The sequence below is a fragment of the Natrinema gari JCM 14663 genome (assembly GCF_000337175.1).
Lineage (GTDB): Archaea > Halobacteriota > Halobacteria > Halobacteriales > Natrialbaceae > Natrinema > Natrinema gari.
In genome coordinates this window covers 80,887-99,904 of the sequence record NZ_AOIJ01000038.1, presented here as the reverse complement: position 1 = coordinate 99,904, position 19,018 = coordinate 80,887, and the positions used below count along the sequence as shown (strand labels likewise).

Genomic DNA, 19,018 nt, shown 5'->3' with positions numbered 1-19,018 from the left:
GCCAGATCTCGCTGTTTCGCTGTCGTTGTCGGATCGGTCTCCCACCAGCCCATCGTGGTTCCCGGTCGCGATGGCCGGCGGTTCACTGATCGAAAGGGACGATTACGGGCGGTCGCTCGGATCGAGTCGGAGACGCCGCGGCGAGCGCCACAGCGTAAGCCTCAGTTGTGGGCCTGTCCGACGGGACTACATATAGCGGCCCGCGTGGAAGCACTGCGCGTGCTCGACCCCAAACGGGGCGTGGCGGTAGCGGGAGCGGCGTTGCGGCTCGCTCGCAGCGAACAACTGACGCTGCTCGCGGCGGGCGTCGCGTTCTACGGGTTCATCTCGCTCGTGCCGCTCATGCTGCTTGCACTCGGCATCGCCGCATCGATCGGCGGCGAAGCGCTCGCGGCCCGGCTCACGGCGGCGGCCAGCGACGTGCTCACGCCGGCGGCTCAGGAACTGCTCGCGGAGACGCTCGTCGACGACACCGGTCGGCAGGGGGCGACCGTCGTCGGCGTTCTCGGGCTCCTGTGGGGCTCGAGTCGAGTCCTTCGCGGGCTCGATCGAGCCTTCTCGCGGGTGTACGGCACTGTGGGCGAAAAGTCGCTGCTCGACACTGTCTGGGACGCGACGATCGTGTTTATCGGTATCGCGCTGGGGCTCGTGGTCGTCGGGCTTCTCGAAGTCGCGATCCAGTTCCTGCCCGGATACGGCCTCTCGGTCGTCGGACAGCTGTTCGTCGTGCTCGGCCTGATCGCGACGTTTCTGCCGCTGTACGTCGTCTTTCCGGGTGCAAACGTCGGGCTCCGCGAGGCCGCCCCCGGAACGATCGTCGCCGCCATCGGCTGGTACACACTGAGCCGTAGTTTCTGGCTGTATACGGAGCTCGTGACCGGGTATGCGGTCTACGGCGCGCTCGGGGCCGTCTTTCTCGTCCTCATCTGGCTGTACGTCGGCGCGATCATCCTCGTTTTCGGTGCCGTCCTCAATGCAGTCCTCGTCACCCGTGAAGTGGATCGGCAGCTACAAAGTCCCGGACACCGACAGATTTCGACAGAAGCGATGACCGACGACGCTACGGGGGCCGACGAGGGAGCCACGGAGGACCGCGCGAGCGACCGTGCGACCGCGAGGAGCGCCAGCGCCCGGACGCGCGATCGCGCGGGCGACGCCGCGGCCCTCCGCGAGGAGATCGAGCGACTGCGCGACCGCGTGGACGCCTTCGAAGACGATGTCGAGGACCGAACCGTTCGAAGAGAGTCGCTCGAGGGCGACCTCAAACGCTACGTGCGCCGGCGGGTCCGCCGTGGCCACGCCCGTGACTGGGGGCCGTATCTCGTCTTGCTGTACGGGACGGCGATGTCGATCGCCGCGTTCTACTTCCTGAACGGCGGCTGGGCCATCCTCGCGCTGCTGGTCGTCTGGACGTCGACGCTCGGCGTCTACGTCCTGATGGTCCTGTTCGGGTTCGGCCTCTCCCTGCTGGGGATTCCCGGCCGGCTCCGAAACCTGGTCGGAGAGCGACGCTCCTGAGCCGACTCGGCCTCGATCGACCGGCGGCTCGCCCGGCCGCTTGGGTTCGGCAGCCGAACTCCGACCTCGAGCCGGACCCGATCCGAACGGTCCCGGTGAATCTCCTTATTGGTGTGCGGGGGCGGTCCGTTGGACGAACCGTCGACCCCGCTCCGTGTACGTCGCCAGGCGATGGTGGGTGCAGTTGTGGCGGCCGTCGGCACGTCGTCAGTCCTCGCGCTCGAGTTGGTCGCCGCCGAACTCGTCGTCGCTCTCGATGCGGGAGGCCTGCGGCCCGCTCTGGTCCTGATACTTCGACCCGCGCTCGCTGCCGTAGGGCCGTTCGGCCGCGGTCTTGAGTTCGGTGAAAGTGAGCTGCGAGATGCGCATGCCGGGCGTGAGCGCGACCGGCGCGGAGCCGAGGTTCGACAGCTCGAGGGTGATCTGGCCCCGGTAGCCGGGATCGCAGAGGCCGGCGGTGGCGTGGACGACGACGGCGAGCCGACCCAACGAGGAGCGACCCTCGACGTGGGCGATCAGGTCCGCCGGGATCTCGACGCGTTCGTGGGTCGTGCCTAGCACGAAGTCGCCGGGATGGAGGATAAAGTCGTCACCCTCCTCGACGACGGTTTCCGTGACGTACTCGTCGACCTCCCGTTCGGAGTTGGGATGGATACAGGGGATATTCGTCCGCTGAAACTCGAGGAATTCGCGGCCCAGCCGGAGGTCGACGCTCGCGGGCTGGATCTGGAGCTCCGGGTCGTCGAGGGGCTCGACGACGAGGTCGCCGGCTTCGAGGCGCTCGAGGATGTCCGCATCGGAGAGGATCATACCGAGTAGGAGCGATCACGGGGCCCTAAATTCCTCGGTCCGTGTTCGGACGGCGCGTCGGGCAGTCGGAACCCACCCCGCTCGCGGGATGTCGGTGGGTCCGGCGGTGTCACGGCCGATCGCGTCCGCTTGATCGACGCTGAAACCGCGTGTTATCGATCCGAATGTTTCTCTTGGGCGGCCTAATTCGTTATACCGTTGCATCGCCAAGTCAATCGCATGGTTGGGACGCAGGACCGATTTAACGGGGACACGCGGGTGTTGCACCAGCGCGCGGTCAGAATCCCGCTCCCCGACCGGGAAGCCGAGCGGGTCTTCCACGAGAACATGATGAACGTGGCGGTCGCCCGGGAGCGTAAAGCGGACCTGCTCGCTGATCCGACCGTGTCCGTGCTGGACGCGTACGAAGTCCAGAACGATCACATCGCCGAGAGTTTCAAGCGGCGGCTCCGACGGATCGTCGGTGACGACTACGAGGCAGTCGCGATGGCGTACAACCGTGGTGAACGGGACGACCGGATTGGTGCGCTCGCCGCGTACTACTTCGAGGGTGCCTGGCGGGCCCAACAGCAAGCGACCATTACGGACATGTTGTACGCCCCGTTGATTCTCCGCTATCCCGATAGTTTCACCACGAACATCCGGTTTGCCGGCGGCTACACGACGACGGAGTCGGTCCGCTACGAATCGCCGGCCCACTGCTCGGATGAACTCGACGACGAGCATAGCCAGACCTACTACGAAGAGAGCCAGTACTCCCAGAAGCAGGCGGCGGACTACCTCAGGGAAAGCGCCGCGATCATCCGCGAGGAGTTCCCCGACCCCGACGAAACGTCGTTCGAGGAGCGCAAGTACGGCGGCATCGTCTCGGCGAACGGCCGACGTGGCTCGGTCTTCTCGGCGATGCTCGAGCGGGTCGAGCCGGACCCCGATCGGTTTGCCGAGTCCATCAGCGAACCGACCCTCGTCGAAGCAGGCCCGGAGGCGCGACGGACGGAACGGACGTTCCGCCTCGAGAGCGACGTCATCCACTAATGGGTCCGAGCGCCGGCCGTATAGGTACGGCTAAAGGGCTCCCCGTTCTCGTCCCGGCCATGAAACAGGCCATCGTCGCCCGCACGGACATCGGCATGGGACAGGGAAAGCTCGCCGCACAGGTCGCCCACGCGTCGCTGTCCGCCTACGAGAAGGCTGACAGCCAACTGCAGCGCCAGTGGAAGCAAGGCGGCCAGAAGAAAGTCGTGTTGCAAGGCGAGAGCGAACGCCAACTGCACGAACTCTCCGAAATCGCGGATCGCGATGGGATACCGAACGCGATCATTCGTGATGCGGGCCACACCCAACTCGAGCCCGGGACCGTCACCGCGCTGGCCGTCGGACCGGCCGCGGACGACCGCGTCGACAGCGTGACCGGCGAACTATCGCTCTTCTAATCGGCACGGGGACGGTCCTCGGACGGCATAGCGACCGATGCGGGGACGAGACCCACGAACGAACGGGACGCGTTAGTCCGAGCGGTAGCCCCGTGGTTCCTCCCTGACCGGCGACTCCTCGTCGGCCAGGGACGCATCGGTGACGCCACCGGGAGACAGCGAGCGGATGTCGATCGATTTGCTCCCGAGCACCGCGAAGCCGGCGAAGATCGTCAGGAAGCCGGCGACCGCCAGCGCGTCGATCGTCTCGCCGAGCAGTGCCCAGCCGCCGAGCGTCGAGACGACGGGCACGACGTAGAAGATCAGGTTCGCACGGATCGCACCGGCCGCGTCGATGAGTCCGAAGTAGGCGATGTACGCGAGGACGCCCGCGAAGATGCTGACGTAGCCAAGCGCCAGAACCGCTTCGGTGGTCCACGTGATCGCGGCCGCCGACTCGCCGCCGGACCAGGCCAGCAGGTGACACAGCGCCGCGGCGAAGGGGAGTCCCCAGGCGACGCGGACCGTACTCGAGAGGTCGCTGTCGGCCCGTCGGATCAACACCGCGCCGAGCGCGGCGGCGATCGCGCCGACGAACAGGAGACCCTTGCCGACGGCACCGCCGAGCAGGTTCGCGGGATCGGGGCTGACGACGAGGCCGACGCCGAGCAGGCCAAGTCCCATGCCGGCCGCGCCGCGCGGGGAGAGGCGCTCGTCGGAAAGCAAGAGCGCGGCGAAGATCGGCGTCATGATGGGGTTGAGGCTGTACATGATCGAGGCGACGGCGCTGGTGACGTACTGCTGGCCGACGAACAACAGGGCGTTCGTCAGACCGATCGCGAGCACGCCGGTCGCGAGGACGGCCCCGATGTCACCGCGCGTCCGCGGGAGCAACTCCGAGCGGGACGTCGTCAGACCGACGTACGCCAGCATGACGACGGCCGCGACGTCGAACCGGAGGGCGACGAACAGCAGCGGCGGGAAGTACGCGAGGCCGGCCTTCGCGGCGACGAACGTGCCGCCGAAGAACAGACTCGAGAGGGCGAAGAAAAGGGCGGTACGGCGAGCGACCACTACGCCGTCACCCCCGTCGGAACCGTCCGCGTCGAGCCGATATCGGCCGACACGTGGATAGCGAAAATCATCGTACTCCTCCCTACGAGCGCCGGGTATATAGTTTCGTTCAGAAAATATTTCACGAGAAGAAACCGCGGCAACGCGGGAAAGCGTTGGCGTCCGCGATAGCGTTGCAGACCCTGCAATCGTTTCACGGTACGAAACCCGTTTATTACTGGGGGTCCGAGCGAGCGTATGGAATCTGCGCTCGAGGAGATCGAGTTCCTTGCGCTCTCGTTGAACCGCGTCGAGGTGCTGGGGCTGCTCGCGGCTGGGCGCTGTACGCGCACCGAGTTGGCGGACGCGACCGGGGCTTCGCAGGCGACCCTGGGACGGATCCTGAGTGACTTCGAGGCCCGATCGTGGATCAGACACGACGGCAGCGAGTACGTCGCGACCGCGACCGGCCGACTCGTCGCCGAGGGGTTTACCGATCTGCAGGAGATCCTCGAGACCGAGGCCAAACTTCGCGAGATCGTGGACTACCTGCCCACGCACGCGATGGACTTCGATCTCCGTCGGCTCTCGGACGCGACGATCACGGTCCCGAGCGCGACGCGCCCGAACGCGCCGCTCGGACGGCTGCTCGGCTTCCTCCGGGAGGCCGACGACGTCCGTGCGTTCTCTCACACGTTCAACGAGCAGGCGCTGCGGGTCGTCCGGGAGCGCGTCACCGCCGGCGACCAGCGCTTCACTGGCGTCTTCGGCCGGAGCGCGATCGAAGCGCTCGCCGACGAATCGGAGCTTCGACGGCAACTCGAGGCGCTGCTCGCGGCCGCGGACGCCGAGATCAGGGTCCGCGAAGAGGGCGTCCCGATCGCGATCATGATCGTCGACGGCGTCGTCTATCTCCTCTTGCGCGACGAGAACGGGGTCCTGCGGGCCTCCGTCGACACCGACGACGACGCGGTGCGGGCATGGGCCGAGGACTCACTGGATCACTACTGGCGCACGGCGACGCCACTCGAGCCGGAGACGCTGTCCGAGTGACCAGCGAGCGGCGGGACACCGCTCAAGGCGCTATGCGGGGACGGACCCGAGCGGTCCCGGCCCGGGGCCGCCCGATTCGAACTCGAGGGTCGGCGCAGGCCGCGCGCGGTCGGAGTGTTCCGGGGCGACGACACTCGACGCAGGGGCCGGCTTCGTCTCCTCTTTTCCGGTCCGTTCGATAACGTACTCCTGCCCGACCGTCGACGCCTGCAGGTTCTCGACGGGCGCGTGGTCCTCGGTCAGTACCGGGACATCGTCGGTCTTGGGCGGGTCCAGTGACGCGTCGATCTCGGTGCGCAGGTCGAGTCCGAGGTCCCGGCGCTCGTTTCGCTCGGCGAGGTCGGCCTCGGTGAAGTCGGTGTCAGCTTTCGTCGCGACCACTTCGATGTTCTGTACCGACCCCCAATCAGAGGTCCGGTAGCTGTACGTCGAGGCGAACGCCGCGTCGATCGTCTTGTACTGCGCGCGATAGAAGTCCGAGCCGACACCACTGGGCGCGGAGATGATGTTCGCGAGGAACACTCCATCATCGGTCAGCCGCTCCTCGGCCAGTTCCATGAAGCCGAGTTGGGTCAGGTGAACCGGGACCTGGTCCTTCTGGTAGGCGTCCAGCACGATCACGTCGTATTTTTTGTCGGTCTCTCGGAGGAACTGCCGGCCGTCTTTCGTGTGTACCGTCATGTTCTCGCCCTCCTCGAGACGGAAGTAGTCTTTGGCGGCCTGCGAGACCTCTGGGTCGAGTTCTGCGACGTCGACATCGACGTCGTACGTCCGTTCGTAGTCTTTCGGGCCGGTGTACCCGCCCCCGCCGATGAACAGGACGTTCTCGACGTCGTCGGGATCGTCGACCATCAACATGGGGATGTGGAAGTACCGCGTGTACTCGAAGACGTGTCGATCGGGGTCGTCGAGATCCATCGCGCTGTGGCGCGCACCGTCTAAGTACAGCGTCCGCTCGTCCCCGTTGTCGATGACCTCGAGTTCCTGATAGGCCGTCTGGGTCTGGTAGACGACGTCGCCGCGGTGGTCGAACGCGACCGGGCCGATACCGCCCGCGACGACGAGCAGCAGTGCGATGGCGACGCTCGCCGCCGCCGGTGTCGGGGCGAGAGCGGGAAGCGTCAGCGCGAGTGCGGTGCCGACGAGGACGAAGCCAAATAGGAGGCCGATCGCGTCGATCCCGAGCGCCGGAATCAGGAAGTACGTCGTCGCGCCCGCGCCGACGATGCTGCCGATCGTTCCGAGCGCGTAGACGTGGCCCGACGCCTCGCCGGTCCCCTCCTTGGCGGAGAGTTCGGCCGCGTACGGGCTGATAAATCCAAGCAGGTAGGTTGGCGGCCCGAAGAGGATGAGCACGGCGGGCAGCGAGGCGTACCGGGCCGGTAACGGCAGTGCGGACGCCGAGAGCAACAGTTGATCGCTCCCGTAGACGACGATCGCAACGTAGCCCGCGGTTCCGAGCATGAGCCAGCACATGCGTCGGTTCGACGCCGCTCCCGCGCGTTTGCCGCCCTGCCAGTAGCCGAGGCTCAACGCGGTGAGGAAGACGGTGATGATGCTGCCCCAGGTGTAGATGCTACTCCCGAACTGGGGGGCGATGATCCGACCCGCGAGAATCTCCAGTCCCATACTCGTGACCCCGGACACGAACACCGCGATATCGGGTTTGGTCGGCCGGTAGGCGACGGACTGCCCCACACTCATTATCGGACAGTAGTGAGCCGCCGCCGAGAACCTGTCGCCTCACTCCGTCGTCACCGCGACTCGCGTTGCCTTCCCCGCTGCACCGTCGAGCCACCGGTGGGGCGCGAGCAGAATCGAACCGAAATGCGGTCTGCAGGTTCTCTCGTCGCGACGTTCGAGTCGACCGACGGGAGTAGTTACCGAAGCAGAATGTGATGAAAATCTACTTGTGATGCCGGGAAGAAATCCGGCTCGTATGCCACAGTGTCCCCGCCGTACCCTCCTCGGCAGCATCGGCACGACGATGACCGTCGCACTGGCAGGAAACGCCGTCAGCGCGACGGACGGACGGTCCACCAGCGACGCCGACTCGCCGGCGTTCGACTCCCTCCTCGACTATTTCCCGGCCTCGGCCGAATCGGACTCGATGGCAGTTGTGACGAGGGATCTCGAGCAGCAGCGAAAAGCCAACGACCCCTATGGAGAAATATCGACGGGTAGTGGGTTTGGGATCGACCCCGAGTCGATCTCGAAGCAGGCGTTCGTCTACACGACCGACGACGATGAGTTCTCGATGCCGATCGCCGTCGTCACCGGCGACTTCGAACTCGAGGACGATGGCGACATTCGCGAGACCGACGGCGGCGTCGAGTACGAGCGCCGCGGAGACAACGAGATGGTCGCCGCCGTCACCGAGACGGTCGTCGTCGCCGCCGAAGACGACGAGCGGATCGGCGACGCGTTCGCGGCGAACGCGGGCGAGGCCCAGCAGCTGCTGAACGCCGAACCCCTGCTCGAGGAGGCGTTCGGCCTCTTCGACGGGGAGCATGCCGACTACATGGTCCAGATCGGCGAGGAATATCAGTTCCCCGACCTCACCGACGAGGCCGCCATCGAATACAAAGCCCGAGCAACGACCGTCCTCGATCCGGATACCCTCGAGATGAACATCGGCGTCGCCTTCGATGACGCCACGGAGGTCACCGACGAACTGGTCGATGCGCTCACGAGCGAGTTGCGCTACATGGCACTCTCCGGTGAGCCGACGGTCGAACAGGATGGGGCGCTCGTCACCATCACCGCCGAGCGCAATCTCGCCGCCGAACGGGAAGCCCACGACCACGAGAGCCCGGGCAGTCTCCGGCCCGAGGAGGACATCGATCTCGAGGACGACGAACTCGAGATCGAGATCGGACATGGCGAGCCGACCCCGGTCGAGGATCTCACGCTCGAGGTGGATGACGAGGAGTACGACCGCGAGATCTGGACCAACGGCCACAGCACCCTCGAAAAGGGAGATACGATCGTCATCGACATGGACGACGTCGAGCCGAACCTGTCGATCTCCCTCACCCACGACCACGCGGCCGGGAGCAGCACGAGCGGGACGTCGATCCTCTCTTGGTTCGAGTTCGGATACGACTACGACGTCGACACCGGAACGCTCACCGTCGAGTACGCGGACGAGTTCCCGCTCGAGGGCGAGCAGGTCTCCCTCGCCGTCTACGACGAACGACCGTGGTCTCATTCCCCTGACGAGGAGGTCGAGCCACGAACCACCGCTCAGCCGTGGTCCGGAACGATGCGTTCGGGCGACGAGACGACGCTCGAGGACATCCGCCCGGGTGACACCGTTCTCGTCTGTTGGGACGGAACGACAATCGAAGACAGTATCGCACAGTTCCGTGCCCGGCCGCCGGGGACCGTGGCCTTCGACTACGACTTCGAGCGCAAGACGCTCTCGGCGACGCTCGAACTCGAGGACGGCGAGCGACCGGCCGACGCGTACGAACTGCTGATCGACGACGAGCCGGCCGAGACGCAGTGGGCCGACGAGGCGGACACCGTCTCTTCGGGGGCGACGATCGAAGTCGACGACGTCGAGGTCGGGACGGACGTCACTGTCGTCTGGGGTGACGACGATGTCCGTGTTGACGGCACCACTCCGCAACCGCGGATCGAACTCGAGTTCGACGAGGACCAGGGTGCGATCGAACACGTCGGCGGCGATTCGGTCGCCGCGTCGAAGCTTACCCTCCAGGTCATAACCGAAGACGACTTCGGTGAGATCGACCTTGACGCGGAAATCGACGGTGAGTTCGAACAAGGCGATACCGTTTCCGTCGATGCCGATGCCGACGAGATCCGGCACGCGATGCTCTCGTACGACGGTATCAACAGTTCGATCGGTCACGTCGTTCCATCGCGGAAGTAACGATTCCCACCGTCGTCTCCGAGCAATCCGCGCCGCGTAACGCTGACCTGACTACGTCTGTCGTCGCACGCCGCCGACCGCAGCTCAGCCGGGTCGGCCGTCGGCAGGAGATGCGTGACGGCCCCGCTGCCGTCCGTCGTCGCCCCGAACAGGACGCTGGGTTCTTGTCCCGGACAGGTCTGGTCGAAACACGGACTGTCCCACGGGAAGCCACCCTGCCGGTCGCTCAGTTCGTCGTGATGATTTCGATCACGTCGCGAGACGCGACCTCGTAGTCCTTGCCCAGTTGGCGGTTCGTCCGGCAGTCGATCGCGTGGAGGAAGCCGTCGCCGATGTCGGAGTGGAGGCTGTAGGCGAAGTCCTCCGCGGTCGAGTTCGGCGGAATCAGATAACAATCCGGCAGCACCTCGCCCCGTTCGTTCCCCAGCCCGTTCGCGCCGCCCGGGAACACGGGCGTGACGCCGAGGACATCGAAAAGCGCCGTCTCGAGGGCCGCCTGGACGCCCGTCGCACCGAACTCCTCGAGGAAGTCCCGGATCCGCTCCAAGCCCTGTTCCTGCTCGCCGGAGACGTCGCCGACGATGTCGAAGTCCGGGTCACCCGGTCGATAGTCGACGACGCCGGCCTGATCGGCCGACTTCAGGGCCTTCTCGGCGTGGGCGCTGCAGGGAACGATCGTCAGGTGGTCGTAGTCGGGATCGGAGGTGATCTCCTCGAAGTTCGCCTGCGCTTCGGGCGTGTCCATCTTGTTCGCCGCGATGACCATCGGCTTGGTCTCCTTGCGGATCTCACGGGCGAGCTCGAGTTGGTCGTCCTCGTCCCACTCGTCGGGGTCGAAGCCGACGTCGACGCGTCGAATGAGCCGTTTGATCTCGTCTTCGTTCGTCTTGAACGCGCTCATCTGCTCGGCGAGTTCCGCCTCGATGGCGTCGTCCTCGGTGGTGTACCCCGTCTCGTATCGGTTGATCCCCTTCTCCAAGACGCCGAGATACCACTGGTCGAGTTCCTCCTCGAGAAATGCGATATCGTCCCGCGGGTCGTGTCCCTCGGTGGGTTCGCCCTCGGCGTCCGTTTCCCCGGAGAAGTCGACGACGTGGACGAGCACGTCGGTCTCGTTGAGATCGGAGAGGAACTGGTTGCCCAGCCCGTTGCCCTCGTGTGCGCCCGGGATCAATCCGGCTACGTCGACGAGTTTCGTCGGGACGAAGCGGGTTCCGTGGTCGCAGTAGCCGACGGTCGGCGTGCATTCCTCGTCGAACTCGGGTGCCGCACAGTCGACGCGGACGTAGGCCTCGCCCACGCTCGGGTCGATCGTCGTGAACGGGTAGGCCCCCTCGGGAACGTCGTTCATCGTCGCTGCGTTGAAAAAGGAGGACTTGCCGACGGAGGGTTTGCCGACGAGTCCGATCCGGTAACTCGTACTCATTATCCGTCGGTGGCGCGGCCCGCCTAAACGGGTTTCTGTCCGCGGGCGAAGTGGTATGCGTGGGCGTGGCACGTCCGCGTGGCCGGCGCGATCGAGCGTCGCAACTGAGAGTCAGTGTCCACCTGCTCGCACGATGGCGTCGTGGTCAGCGTGTCACTCGGGTCACTGTCCACTGGAGACGTGCGTCGGCGGCTCGGCGGCCGTCTCGATGTCGAGGTTGTCGGCGACATCGGACAGGAGATCGCCCGTGACCTCCGCACTCCGCCAGCCGATCTCGGCGACCAGTGGCGGGTCGAACTCCGATCGGATGGTCTCGAGACGGGCCGCTTCCGTCTCGACGCGGTCGCGGAGGTAGCGTGCGCCGCGGCCGTCCTCGTCGGGGTCGGGCGACGGCGTGAGTTTGTTGGCGACGAGACCGCGGACCGCGAGGTCTTCCTCCCGAAGGGTGGCGATCGCCCGTTCAGTCTCGTTCAACGAGAGTTCGTCCGGGTTCAAGACCAGGAAGAAGGCGGCGTCGTCGTGCAGCGCCGAACCGGCGAACTCGAAGAACTCCTTGCGCTCTTGCAGGCGCGCGAGGACCGGATCACCCGCCATCACGCGGCGCGGTTCGGTGTTCCCGACGGCGGCCTTCTCGAAGAGGTCGATGCTCGTTCGTCGCTTGTGGATCAGTCGGTCGATCCACCCCTCGAGCAGGTCGGGGAGACCGAGTAGTCGGAGCGTACTCCCCGTCGGCGAGGTATCGAAGACGACGCGGTCGTACGGCTCCGAGGTCCGCATTACGTCGACGAACCGGTCGAACAGCGCCGACTCGTAGGCCCCGGGGGTTCCGTGTGCCATCTCGAGTTGGCGGTTGATCTCGTTGACCATCGACGCCGACACCTGCTCGGAGAGGTCCTGTCGGAGCTCGTCTAGGTGGCGAGTGACCTCGTCTTCGGGATCGATCTCCACCGCGTCGAGTCCGTCGATCCCGTCGACCGATCGCGGGGAGTCGTCGAACGGCTGGTCGAACACGTCGGTGACGGAGTGGGCCGGGTCGGTCGAGACGACGAGGGTTCGCTGGCCGTCGCGCGCACAGCGGAGCGCGTACGCACACGAGACGGTCGTCTTGCCGACACCGCCCTTGCCGCCGAAGAAGACGAACGGCTCCATCAGAAGTGATACTGCTGGCCTTTCCGTTCGAGGTACGTTCCGCGGTCCCACAGCCGCCGCTCCCACGATTCAAACTCGTCTTCGAGGTAGGGGAGCAGTTCCGCGGTGTAGTAGGACACCGGCGACGGGATGCCGAACGCGTCCGGGAAACACGCCAGCACGAACGCGTCCTCGGTGTCTTCGGCTTCCTTCTCGATCTTCTCGTATGCCGGATGCGAGATCATGCCGTGATAGAGGCCCCGCAGCCACTCGTCGAGTCGCTCGCGAAACGCGTCGATCCGATCGGCCAGATCCATGGCAGTAACTGTGTATCGAACGCTAAAAACCCTCGTGGATCGCTTTCAAGGCGCTCCGATCCCAGTACTCGGTATGAAGACGGATACGGACGGGACGATCCCGGTGACGATCCTTTCGGGGAGCCTGGGTGCCGGCAAGACGACGCTGCTCAATCACCTGCTCTCGAGTGCCGACCGGACGCTGGCGGTGCTGGTCAACGACATGGGCGACGTCAACGTCGACGCCGAACTCGTCGCCGAGGGCTCGGAACTCGAAATCGATGACGGTGTCGCGGAACTCTCGAACGGCTGTATCTGCTGTGAACTGCAGGACGACCTCGAGACCGCCGTGGGCAGGCTGGCTCGGGATCGGTCGTTCGATCACCTCGTCGTCGAGTCGTCCGGGATCTCCGAGCCCGCGCCCGTAGCCCGGCTGTTCACCACCGAGTCCCGCGTCGCGGCGCTCTACGACGTCGATACGCTCGTGACCGTCCTCGATACGCCCGCGTTCCTCGACGCCTTCGCGGACGAGGAACGGCCGAAGCGGCGAGGGGACGAGGGCGACCGGCCGCTCTCGGATCTGCTCGTCGAACAGGTCGAGGTTTCGAACCTCGTCTTGCTCAACAAGGCCGATCTGTGTTCCGATGCCGAACTCGCGACGGCCGAGGACCTCGTTTCCGCGCTCCAGCCCGAGGCCGAGACGATCCCGACGGTGTTCTCGGCGGTCGATCCCGACCGCCTGCTCGGTGCCGACCTGTTCGGTTCCGGGCGCGTGACCGATCGGCCGGGCTGGCAGCGAGCGCTCGAGGCGGCCGACGAGCACGACCATAACGAGAGCGAGCACGGCGCTCACGACGGCCAGCGGGCCGAGACGGGGGAGCGCCACGATCATCACCACCCCGATGACGTGTACGGCGTCTCGTCGTTCGTCTACCGATCCCGCCGGCCGTTCCACCCGGAACGGTTCGCCTCCGTCCTCCGGACCCTGCCGCGATCGATCGTCCGCTCGAAGGGGACCGTCTGGCTCGCCGGCACCGAGATGCGACTCTCGATCGCTCAGGCTGGGCCATCGGTCAGGGCCACCGCACAGGGGCCCTGGATCGCGAGCCTGCCCGAGGTCGAACGCGACATGTATCGGTCGAACCGGCCCGACCTCGAGTGGCACGACGAGTACGGCGACCGGCGGACGGAACTCGTGGTCATCGGCACCGACTACGACGAGGGAGCGCTCCGGGCGGCACTCGAGGATGCACTCGTCACCGACGAGGAGTGGGCGACGGCGTTCGATGGCGGCCCGTTCCCCACGACGCAGGGTGTGGAAACCGTCATTCGGGAGCCCTGATCAGCACGCGCAGTCCCGGTCCGTCTGTTGCGGGGACGGTCGCCTAGCCGACGATGAGCGGAATCGCGAGCGCGACGAGGAGCGCCGCGAGAATCGGAATGAGTTGAAACAGCCGTTCGGCACGAACTGCGGACGGCACGGTACCGGCGCGGTCCGGCCGAAACGTCCACACTTGTCGATAGAACGCGACGACGGCGACGACGGTAAACACCGCCGCGGAGAGCGCGATCGCGCTCTCGAGGGGGAGTCCCAGTGCCTACCCGTACAGCGGCCCGAACGACAGGAGGAACATGAACGCGAGCCCGACGACTACGACAAACGGCACGGGGTCGATCCGCACGCCGTGACGGTTTCGGAGGTGCATACCGACCCGTCGCCGGCGAACGACAAAGAACGACACCGTGTGCCGTCACGGTCGTCCGCGGTTCCCGGCCCCGTCGGTGGACGCGCCGGGTCGAGACAGCGAACAGTATAAGTGGCGGTATCGACCTCTCCCTGTATGAGCGACGGTGACACTGATCGTGACGGTGCCGGGGACGGGTTCGAGGCGGGCGTCTCGTCCTCGCAGGGCGATCCCCGCGTGTTGATCGCGATGAACGCCGTGCTGTCGGCGCTGTTCGCGTGGGCGGTCGTCTGGGGCCTGTCGTTTCTGGACGTGCTCGAATTCGGGTTCGTCAACGTCGCGACGGCCGCGATACTGTTGTTCGCGATGACGTATCTCGTAACGATGTCGTGAACGCGATCGCGTCGCCTGCGGCCGGCGGCGCCCCTACTGGCCGTAAACGAGCCGCCGGCCGAGGTCGTCGAGTCGCTCGGTCACGCGTCCGGCCCAGGCACCCGGCGAGACCAGTCGGAGTTCGTCATCGTCGATCTCAATGGCAGCCTCACCGAACGGGTCCCGGCCCGCGTCGCCGTCGGCTCCCTCGTTTTCGTCGCCGGACGAGGCGACAGCGACGACCGTGGACATAGAACACCGGCCGCAGGCTTCGGCTCGCTTCCCACCCATGTGAATTCCTTGCACGATGGTTCGTCTCCGACGGCTAAAACTTACCGGCTGCCGGCGCGCGGCGGCGATCGGCGCGGTCTCGACCGCGGCTCACCGACGGTTATTTGATACCGCGACGGTAACCGGTGGTGTGAGTGTACGCGACATGGGCCGAGATCGCACGGAACCGTTGCCGAGTCGTGACCGACCGCCGTCACGCGCCACCGACGCACGATGAGCGACAACGCACGGCCAGCGGAACTGCCGGCGGAGATCCGCGAGGCGGTACCCGACTGGGACGACGAGTACCTCGATCGGGTGTCCGACCGATTGCTGTACAGCTACGACCTCGAGAAGGACCACCGCGTCGGCGGCGAGCGATGGGCTCTCTACGGGGAGATGCGCGTGCGCAACCAGAAACAGTTCTTCCATCCGGCAGTGAGTTATGCCGACCACGAGGCCGAGGAGTACCTCTTCGTTCGACGCGACTCCCGGCCGACGGTCGCGGAACTCGAGCGACTCGTCGCCCTCGGTCACGACCTCGCGGACGACCTGATCGTCGCCGACGAGGAACACTTCGGGACGGATGTGACGTTCGTCCTCGTCGCCGACGGGATACCCGACGCCGTTCGCGAGTTCGTTGCCGGGTTCCGCGACCGGACGTTACTGAAGTTCGGGTATCACGGCCACTACGAGATCAATCTCGTCGTCGTCGATCCCGAGTCCGAGGCGCATGTCGGCAGCGAGGCCGCCGATGTCGTGGAGGCGTTTACCCTCTGGGAGACCGTGAGCGAACCAGAGGAGGGACTGCTGTCGCGGTTCGCAAAGCGGTTCTGGCGGTAGGTGACGGTCGGCTCGGGTCACGGATACCGGTCAGCGGCCGACCGAAAACGGCGGCGGTCGGGAGCCGTTAGTCGTCGCCGGGGCCGGCAGCCGGCGTCTCGGGGCCACGACGGACGGTCCGGATGTTCCTGTAGCCCAGCCTGACGAGCGCGAGCGCCAGCCCGATGAGGATCAGTCCGAGGAGCATCTGTATCCCCGAAGAGAGCATGGCACCGACGGTTTCCGCGCCACCCTGAATCAGGTTTAGGTAGAGGTTCTCGTAGAACACCAGGATCGAGAGTCCGAGGATAGTGATCGTGACCATGATCGCCATCGGCACACCGGTGGAGACGAGCTGTTTGTTGTCGTCCCAGTTGGCGAGCCAGACGGTCGCGGTCAGCAGTGCAAGCGCCGCGAGCAACTGGTTCGCACCGCCGAACAGTTGCCAGAGGACGACCCACTGGCCGGAGACGACCAGCAGGTACGCGGGAACGATCTGGACGACCGGGTTGGTGTATCGGCCGCGAGCGATCGACCGGATGCTGAGGTTCAGTCCCGTGTCGGTCCGCCCCGCGGGCGTACCGACGATTTCTTCCATCATGTACCGCCCGAGGCGGACGGCCGTGTCGGTCGACGTCAGCAGGAAGCTACAGAGGACCAGCGCCATGAACACCTCGCCCACCGTCACGGGAACGCCGAGGCTCGTCAGGATCATGCCGCCGCCTTCGGCGAAGTTCGGCAGCGCAGCGCCGATGCCGCCTTCGGGATCGGCAAAACCAGCCACCGCGAGCGTCGAGAGCGCGACTGCCGCGAGGAGCCCTTCGCCGAGCATCCCGCCGTAACCGATCAGCCGGGCGTCGGTCTCGTTGTTGAGCTGTTTGGCGGTCGTCCCCGAGGAAACCAGCGAGTGGAAGCCGCTGATCGTCCCGCAGGCGATCGTAATGAACAAAAGCGGGAACAGCGGCGCTAATCCCGCGCCTTCGACGCCCCAGAACCCTTCGAACGCGCCGATGGAACTGTCGATGACGAGCGGGTCGGTCGACGTTCCGAGGAGCGTTCCGGCGATGATTGCCACGACCGCCCCGCCGACGCCGGTGTAGAGCAGGAACGACGAGAGGTAATCACGCGGTTGGAGCAACACCCACACGGGCAGTGCACTCGCGACCGCGGCATAGATCATGACGACGGGAATCCACCCCGCCGTATTACCACCGAGCGCCTCCGCTCCTGGTACCCACTCACCGGTACCGCCGAGCAGCACGATCGTCCCGGCCGGGTAGTCCCCGGCGAACAACGCCAACGGATACTGGAGCCCCACCCAGACGGCCGCGAAGACCCCTGCGACGAACAGCACCGTCCCGGGGAGAAACGGGCCGTTGAACTGGTAGAGGTAGACCCCGAACACCAGCGCCAGCCCGATGTAGAGCAGGGACGCCGTGACCACCTGCGGATACTCGTTGAAGACGATCCCCACGACTAGCGCGAACACTGCCACGACCAGCATGATCGTCAGGAACGCGAACCACAGCAGCATGTTCTTACCGCTCTCGCCGACGTACTCGCCGATCATGTACCCGATCGACTTCCCCTCGTGGCGGAGACTCCCCGACAGCGAAACGAAGTCGTGGACGGCCCCCATCAACGGGTTTCCGAGGGCGATCCACAGCAACGCGGGCACCCATCCCCAGATGGCACCCGCCGTGATCGGCCCCACGATCGGGGCCCCACCCGCGATACTCGAGTAGTGGTGGCCCAACAGAACCGACTTCTTCGAGGGAACGTACTCCTGTCCGTCCTCGTATTTGTGTGCCGGCGTTTCGGCGTCCGCGTCGAGTTCGACGAACCGCGTGAGATACCGCGAATACCCCACGTAACCGACGGTGAAGGTCACCAGTACTGCCGCGATAATCCAGATAATCCGTGTCATGCGATGTCCACACAAAACAGGGAGACCAGTGACCTTAATTGTTATTTGTCGTGATTGGCGGCACGCGCCGTCGCTTTTGATAGTCTGTCGACACGAGTAGCGCGTCGGAGGACGCGCCGAACGGGGAATAACGAACACGAGAACGCCTCGAGACGGTTTTTCGCACCCGTCGCTCGGATCGAAAACGGTGCGAACGCGAGCGCGGCGGCGGGCGGACCGGTCAGCGTGTGACTCGTGGAAAAACGAGTTGCCCGGCGGCTACAGGACGGCCTCGAGCGCGTCCATCGTCCGGTCGACGCGGTCGCGGCGGGCGTTGTGCCCCATGTGGCCGATCCGGAGTACGTCGTCCTCGAGGTCGCCGAGGCCGGTCGCGAGGACGAGGTCGTGCTCCTCGGCCAGCGTCCGTTGGAGGGTCGTCGCTCGACCGGGGACCTCGAGCGCCGTCACGGTCGGCGACGACTGCGCCTCGTCGGGATAGATCGACAGCCCGAGCCGGGCTGCCCGCTCGCGACACCGGGCCGCAACCGCCTCGTGGCGTTCGAAGACGTTCTCGAGCCCCTCCTCGAGCAGCAGGTCGATCGCGGTGTCGAGTCCGTACAGGTTCGAGACGAGGTGCGTGTAGGGGAACCACTCCTGGGCGGCGGCGTCGCGCCACGGCTCGAGGTCGGTGTAGAACCCGGCCGTCTCGAACGACTCGATTTTCCGCCAGGCGCGGTCGCTGACCGAGCAGACGGTTAGTCCCGGCGGCGCGCTGAAACACTTCTGTGACGCGCCCAGACAGACGTCGATCCGCTCGGTCGGGACCGGTACCCCGCCGAGCGAGGAGACCGCGTCGACGACGCTGATGACATCGTGGTCCGCGAGGACGTCGAGCACTGGCCCGATGTCGTTCAGGACGCCGGTCGGCGTCTCGCAATGGACCATCGTCGCCACGTCGAACGAGCTGTCGGCGAGTGCGGCTTCGACGGCCGTGCGATCGAGCGGGTCGCGCCACGGGACATCACAGACGACTGCGTCGCCGCCGTACAGCTCGACGAAATCGGCGAACCCCTCGCCGTAGCGCCCGTTCGCGATACAGAGCACCCGATCGCCCGGTTCGACCAGCGACGCGATGGCGGCCTCGAGCCCGAGGATCCCTTCGCCGCCGAGGATCGCGATCTCGTCGCCGCCGTAGAGCGCCTCGAGTTTGCCCGTGAGGTCGCGATAGAAGTCGACGAACGCGGGTTCGACGTCGGGGTTGGGTGTCGGTTCGCTCATCCGTTCGCGGACGGCAGTCGGCACTGCCGTCGGACCGGGCGTCATGCGCAGTCGATCGTCGGTCATACGGCTGGTACCGGGCCGTTCGGGC

The 19,018-nt window shown here is 65.9% G+C and carries 18 protein-coding genes; 8 read left to right on the top strand and 10 right to left on the bottom strand.

Annotated features, from left to right (window positions below):
* The first annotated feature begins 204 nt into the window (after positions 1-204).
* Complete coding sequence (locus tag C486_RS05020) at positions 205-1,518, top strand: YihY/virulence factor BrkB family protein (protein WP_008453729.1); 1,314 nt, start codon at positions 205-207, stop codon at positions 1,516-1,518.
* Positions 1,519-1,725: 207 nt separating this feature from the next.
* Here C486_RS05020 and dcd read toward each other — a convergent pair whose 3' ends face one another.
* Positions 1,726-2,328, bottom strand: coding sequence for a dCTP deaminase (gene dcd / locus C486_RS05015; protein WP_008453727.1), 603 nt, complete (start codon positions 2,326-2,328; stop codon positions 1,726-1,728).
* Between the two features lie 219 nt (positions 2,329-2,547).
* On the opposite strand from dcd, the gene C486_RS05010 reads away from it, so the two are divergent.
* On the top strand, positions 2,548-3,363 hold the full coding sequence (locus C486_RS05010; protein ID WP_008453725.1) for a hypothetical protein: 816 nt from the start codon (positions 2,548-2,550) through the stop codon (positions 3,361-3,363).
* 59 nt (positions 3,364-3,422) lie between these two features.
* Positions 3,423-3,761, top strand: coding sequence for a peptidyl-tRNA hydrolase Pth2 (gene pth2 / locus C486_RS05005; RefSeq protein ID WP_008453723.1), 339 nt, complete (start codon positions 3,423-3,425; stop codon positions 3,759-3,761).
* A gap of 72 nt (positions 3,762-3,833) precedes the next feature.
* Here pth2 and C486_RS05000 read toward each other — a convergent pair whose 3' ends face one another.
* Positions 3,834-4,814: a DMT family transporter gene (locus C486_RS05000; protein ID WP_008453721.1), complete on the bottom strand. Its 981-nt coding sequence runs from the start codon at positions 4,812-4,814 to the stop codon at positions 3,834-3,836.
* Positions 4,815-5,051: 237 nt separating this feature from the next.
* Between C486_RS05000 and C486_RS04995 the strand changes: the two genes are divergently transcribed.
* Positions 5,052-5,846 (top strand): helix-turn-helix transcriptional regulator, encoded by a 795-nt coding sequence (locus tag C486_RS04995; RefSeq protein WP_008453719.1) that lies wholly within the window; start codon positions 5,052-5,054, stop codon positions 5,844-5,846.
* A gap of 30 nt (positions 5,847-5,876) precedes the next feature.
* Here the strand turns inward: C486_RS04995 and C486_RS04990 are convergent, their stop codons facing one another.
* Positions 5,877-7,550 (bottom strand): spermidine synthase, encoded by a 1,674-nt coding sequence (locus C486_RS04990; RefSeq protein ID WP_008453716.1) that lies wholly within the window; start codon positions 7,548-7,550, stop codon positions 5,877-5,879.
* A 235-nt stretch (positions 7,551-7,785) separates the two neighbouring features.
* Here C486_RS04990 and C486_RS04985 point away from each other — a divergent pair, with 235 nt between their 5' ends.
* Complete coding sequence (locus C486_RS04985; protein ID WP_008453714.1) at positions 7,786-9,744, top strand: hypothetical protein; 1,959 nt, start codon at positions 7,786-7,788, stop codon at positions 9,742-9,744.
* Between the two features lie 226 nt (positions 9,745-9,970).
* Here C486_RS04985 and C486_RS04980 read toward each other — a convergent pair whose 3' ends face one another.
* The 3 genes from C486_RS04980 to C486_RS04970 all read right to left on the bottom strand — a co-directional run bounded on the left by C486_RS04980 (position 9,971) and on the right by C486_RS04970 (position 12,615).
* Complete coding sequence (locus tag C486_RS04980; protein WP_008453712.1) at positions 9,971-11,170, bottom strand: redox-regulated ATPase YchF; 1,200 nt, start codon at positions 11,168-11,170, stop codon at positions 9,971-9,973.
* Positions 11,171-11,332: 162 nt separating this feature from the next.
* A complete protein-coding gene (locus C486_RS04975; protein ID WP_008453710.1) occupies positions 11,333-12,319 on the bottom strand; it encodes an ArsA family ATPase in 987 nt (328 codons plus the stop codon).
* A complete protein-coding gene (locus C486_RS04970) occupies positions 12,319-12,615 on the bottom strand; it encodes a hypothetical protein (protein ID WP_008453708.1) in 297 nt (98 codons plus the stop codon). The genes C486_RS04975 and C486_RS04970 overlap by 1 nt, the downstream gene beginning before the upstream one ends.
* Positions 12,616-12,688: 73 nt before the next feature.
* On the opposite strand from C486_RS04970, the gene C486_RS04965 reads away from it, so the two are divergent.
* A complete protein-coding gene (locus tag C486_RS04965) occupies positions 12,689-13,936 on the top strand; it encodes a CobW family GTP-binding protein (protein WP_008453706.1) in 1,248 nt (415 codons plus the stop codon).
* A gap of 43 nt (positions 13,937-13,979) precedes the next feature.
* Here the strand turns inward: C486_RS04965 and C486_RS22170 are convergent, their stop codons facing one another.
* Positions 13,980-14,147 (bottom strand): hypothetical protein, encoded by a 168-nt coding sequence (locus C486_RS22170; protein ID WP_008453704.1) that lies wholly within the window; start codon positions 14,145-14,147, stop codon positions 13,980-13,982.
* Positions 14,148-14,435: 288 nt separating this feature from the next.
* Between C486_RS22170 and C486_RS04960 the strand changes: the two genes are divergently transcribed.
* On the top strand, positions 14,436-14,672 hold the full coding sequence (locus tag C486_RS04960; protein WP_008453701.1) for a hypothetical protein: 237 nt from the start codon (positions 14,436-14,438) through the stop codon (positions 14,670-14,672).
* Between the two features lie 33 nt (positions 14,673-14,705).
* Here C486_RS04960 and C486_RS04955 read toward each other — a convergent pair whose 3' ends face one another.
* Complete coding sequence (locus C486_RS04955) at positions 14,706-14,903, bottom strand: hypothetical protein (RefSeq protein ID WP_008453699.1); 198 nt, start codon at positions 14,901-14,903, stop codon at positions 14,706-14,708.
* Positions 14,904-15,155: 252 nt separating this feature from the next.
* Here C486_RS04955 and C486_RS04950 point away from each other — a divergent pair, with 252 nt between their 5' ends.
* Positions 15,156-15,764 carry a hypothetical protein gene (locus C486_RS04950; RefSeq protein WP_008453697.1) on the top strand — a complete coding sequence of 203 codons (609 nt, stop codon included), beginning with the start codon at positions 15,156-15,158 and terminating at the stop codon, positions 15,762-15,764.
* Between the two features lie 67 nt (positions 15,765-15,831).
* Here the strand turns inward: C486_RS04950 and C486_RS04945 are convergent, their stop codons facing one another.
* Together C486_RS04945 and C486_RS04940 are read right to left on the bottom strand one after the other, a co-directional pair.
* Positions 15,832-17,670, bottom strand: coding sequence for a carbon starvation CstA family protein (locus tag C486_RS04945; RefSeq protein ID WP_008453695.1), 1,839 nt, complete (start codon positions 17,668-17,670; stop codon positions 15,832-15,834).
* A 258-nt stretch (positions 17,671-17,928) separates the two neighbouring features.
* Positions 17,929-18,993 carry a pyridoxal-phosphate-dependent aminotransferase family protein gene (locus tag C486_RS04940; protein ID WP_008453693.1) on the bottom strand — a complete coding sequence of 355 codons (1,065 nt, stop codon included), beginning with the start codon at positions 18,991-18,993 and terminating at the stop codon, positions 17,929-17,931.
* Positions 18,994-19,018: the final 25 nt, after the last annotated feature.

Coding starts and splice junctions, on each gene's coding strand:
- dcd (WP_008453727.1), bottom strand. CDS start 2,328: ATGATCCTCTCCGATGCGGACATCCTCGAGCGCCTCGAAGCCGGCGAC.
- C486_RS05010 (WP_008453725.1), top strand. CDS start 2,548: ATGGTTGGGACGCAGGACCGATTTAACGGGGACACGCGGGTGTTGCAC.
- pth2 (WP_008453723.1), top strand. CDS start 3,423: ATGAAACAGGCCATCGTCGCCCGCACGGACATCGGCATGGGACAGGGA.
- C486_RS04995 (WP_008453719.1), top strand. CDS start 5,052: ATGGAATCTGCGCTCGAGGAGATCGAGTTCCTTGCGCTCTCGTTGAAC.
- C486_RS04990 (WP_008453716.1), bottom strand. CDS start 7,550: ATGAGTGTGGGGCAGTCCGTCGCCTACCGGCCGACCAAACCCGATATC.
- C486_RS04985 (WP_008453714.1), top strand. CDS start 7,786: ATGCCACAGTGTCCCCGCCGTACCCTCCTCGGCAGCATCGGCACGACG.
- C486_RS04980 (WP_008453712.1), bottom strand. CDS start 11,170: ATGAGTACGAGTTACCGGATCGGACTCGTCGGCAAACCCTCCGTCGGC.
- C486_RS04975 (WP_008453710.1), bottom strand. CDS start 12,319: ATGGAGCCGTTCGTCTTCTTCGGCGGCAAGGGCGGTGTCGGCAAGACG.
- C486_RS04970 (WP_008453708.1), bottom strand. CDS start 12,615: ATGGATCTGGCCGATCGGATCGACGCGTTTCGCGAGCGACTCGACGAG.
- C486_RS04965 (WP_008453706.1), top strand. CDS start 12,689: ATGAAGACGGATACGGACGGGACGATCCCGGTGACGATCCTTTCGGGG.
- C486_RS04960 (WP_008453701.1), top strand. CDS start 14,436: ATGAGCGACGGTGACACTGATCGTGACGGTGCCGGGGACGGGTTCGAG.
- C486_RS04955 (WP_008453699.1), bottom strand. CDS start 14,903: ATGTCCACGGTCGTCGCTGTCGCCTCGTCCGGCGACGAAAACGAGGGA.
- C486_RS04950 (WP_008453697.1), top strand. CDS start 15,156: ATGAGCGACAACGCACGGCCAGCGGAACTGCCGGCGGAGATCCGCGAG.
- C486_RS04945 (WP_008453695.1), bottom strand. CDS start 17,670: ATGACACGGATTATCTGGATTATCGCGGCAGTACTGGTGACCTTCACC.
- C486_RS04940 (WP_008453693.1), bottom strand. CDS start 18,993: ATGACCGACGATCGACTGCGCATGACGCCCGGTCCGACGGCAGTGCCG.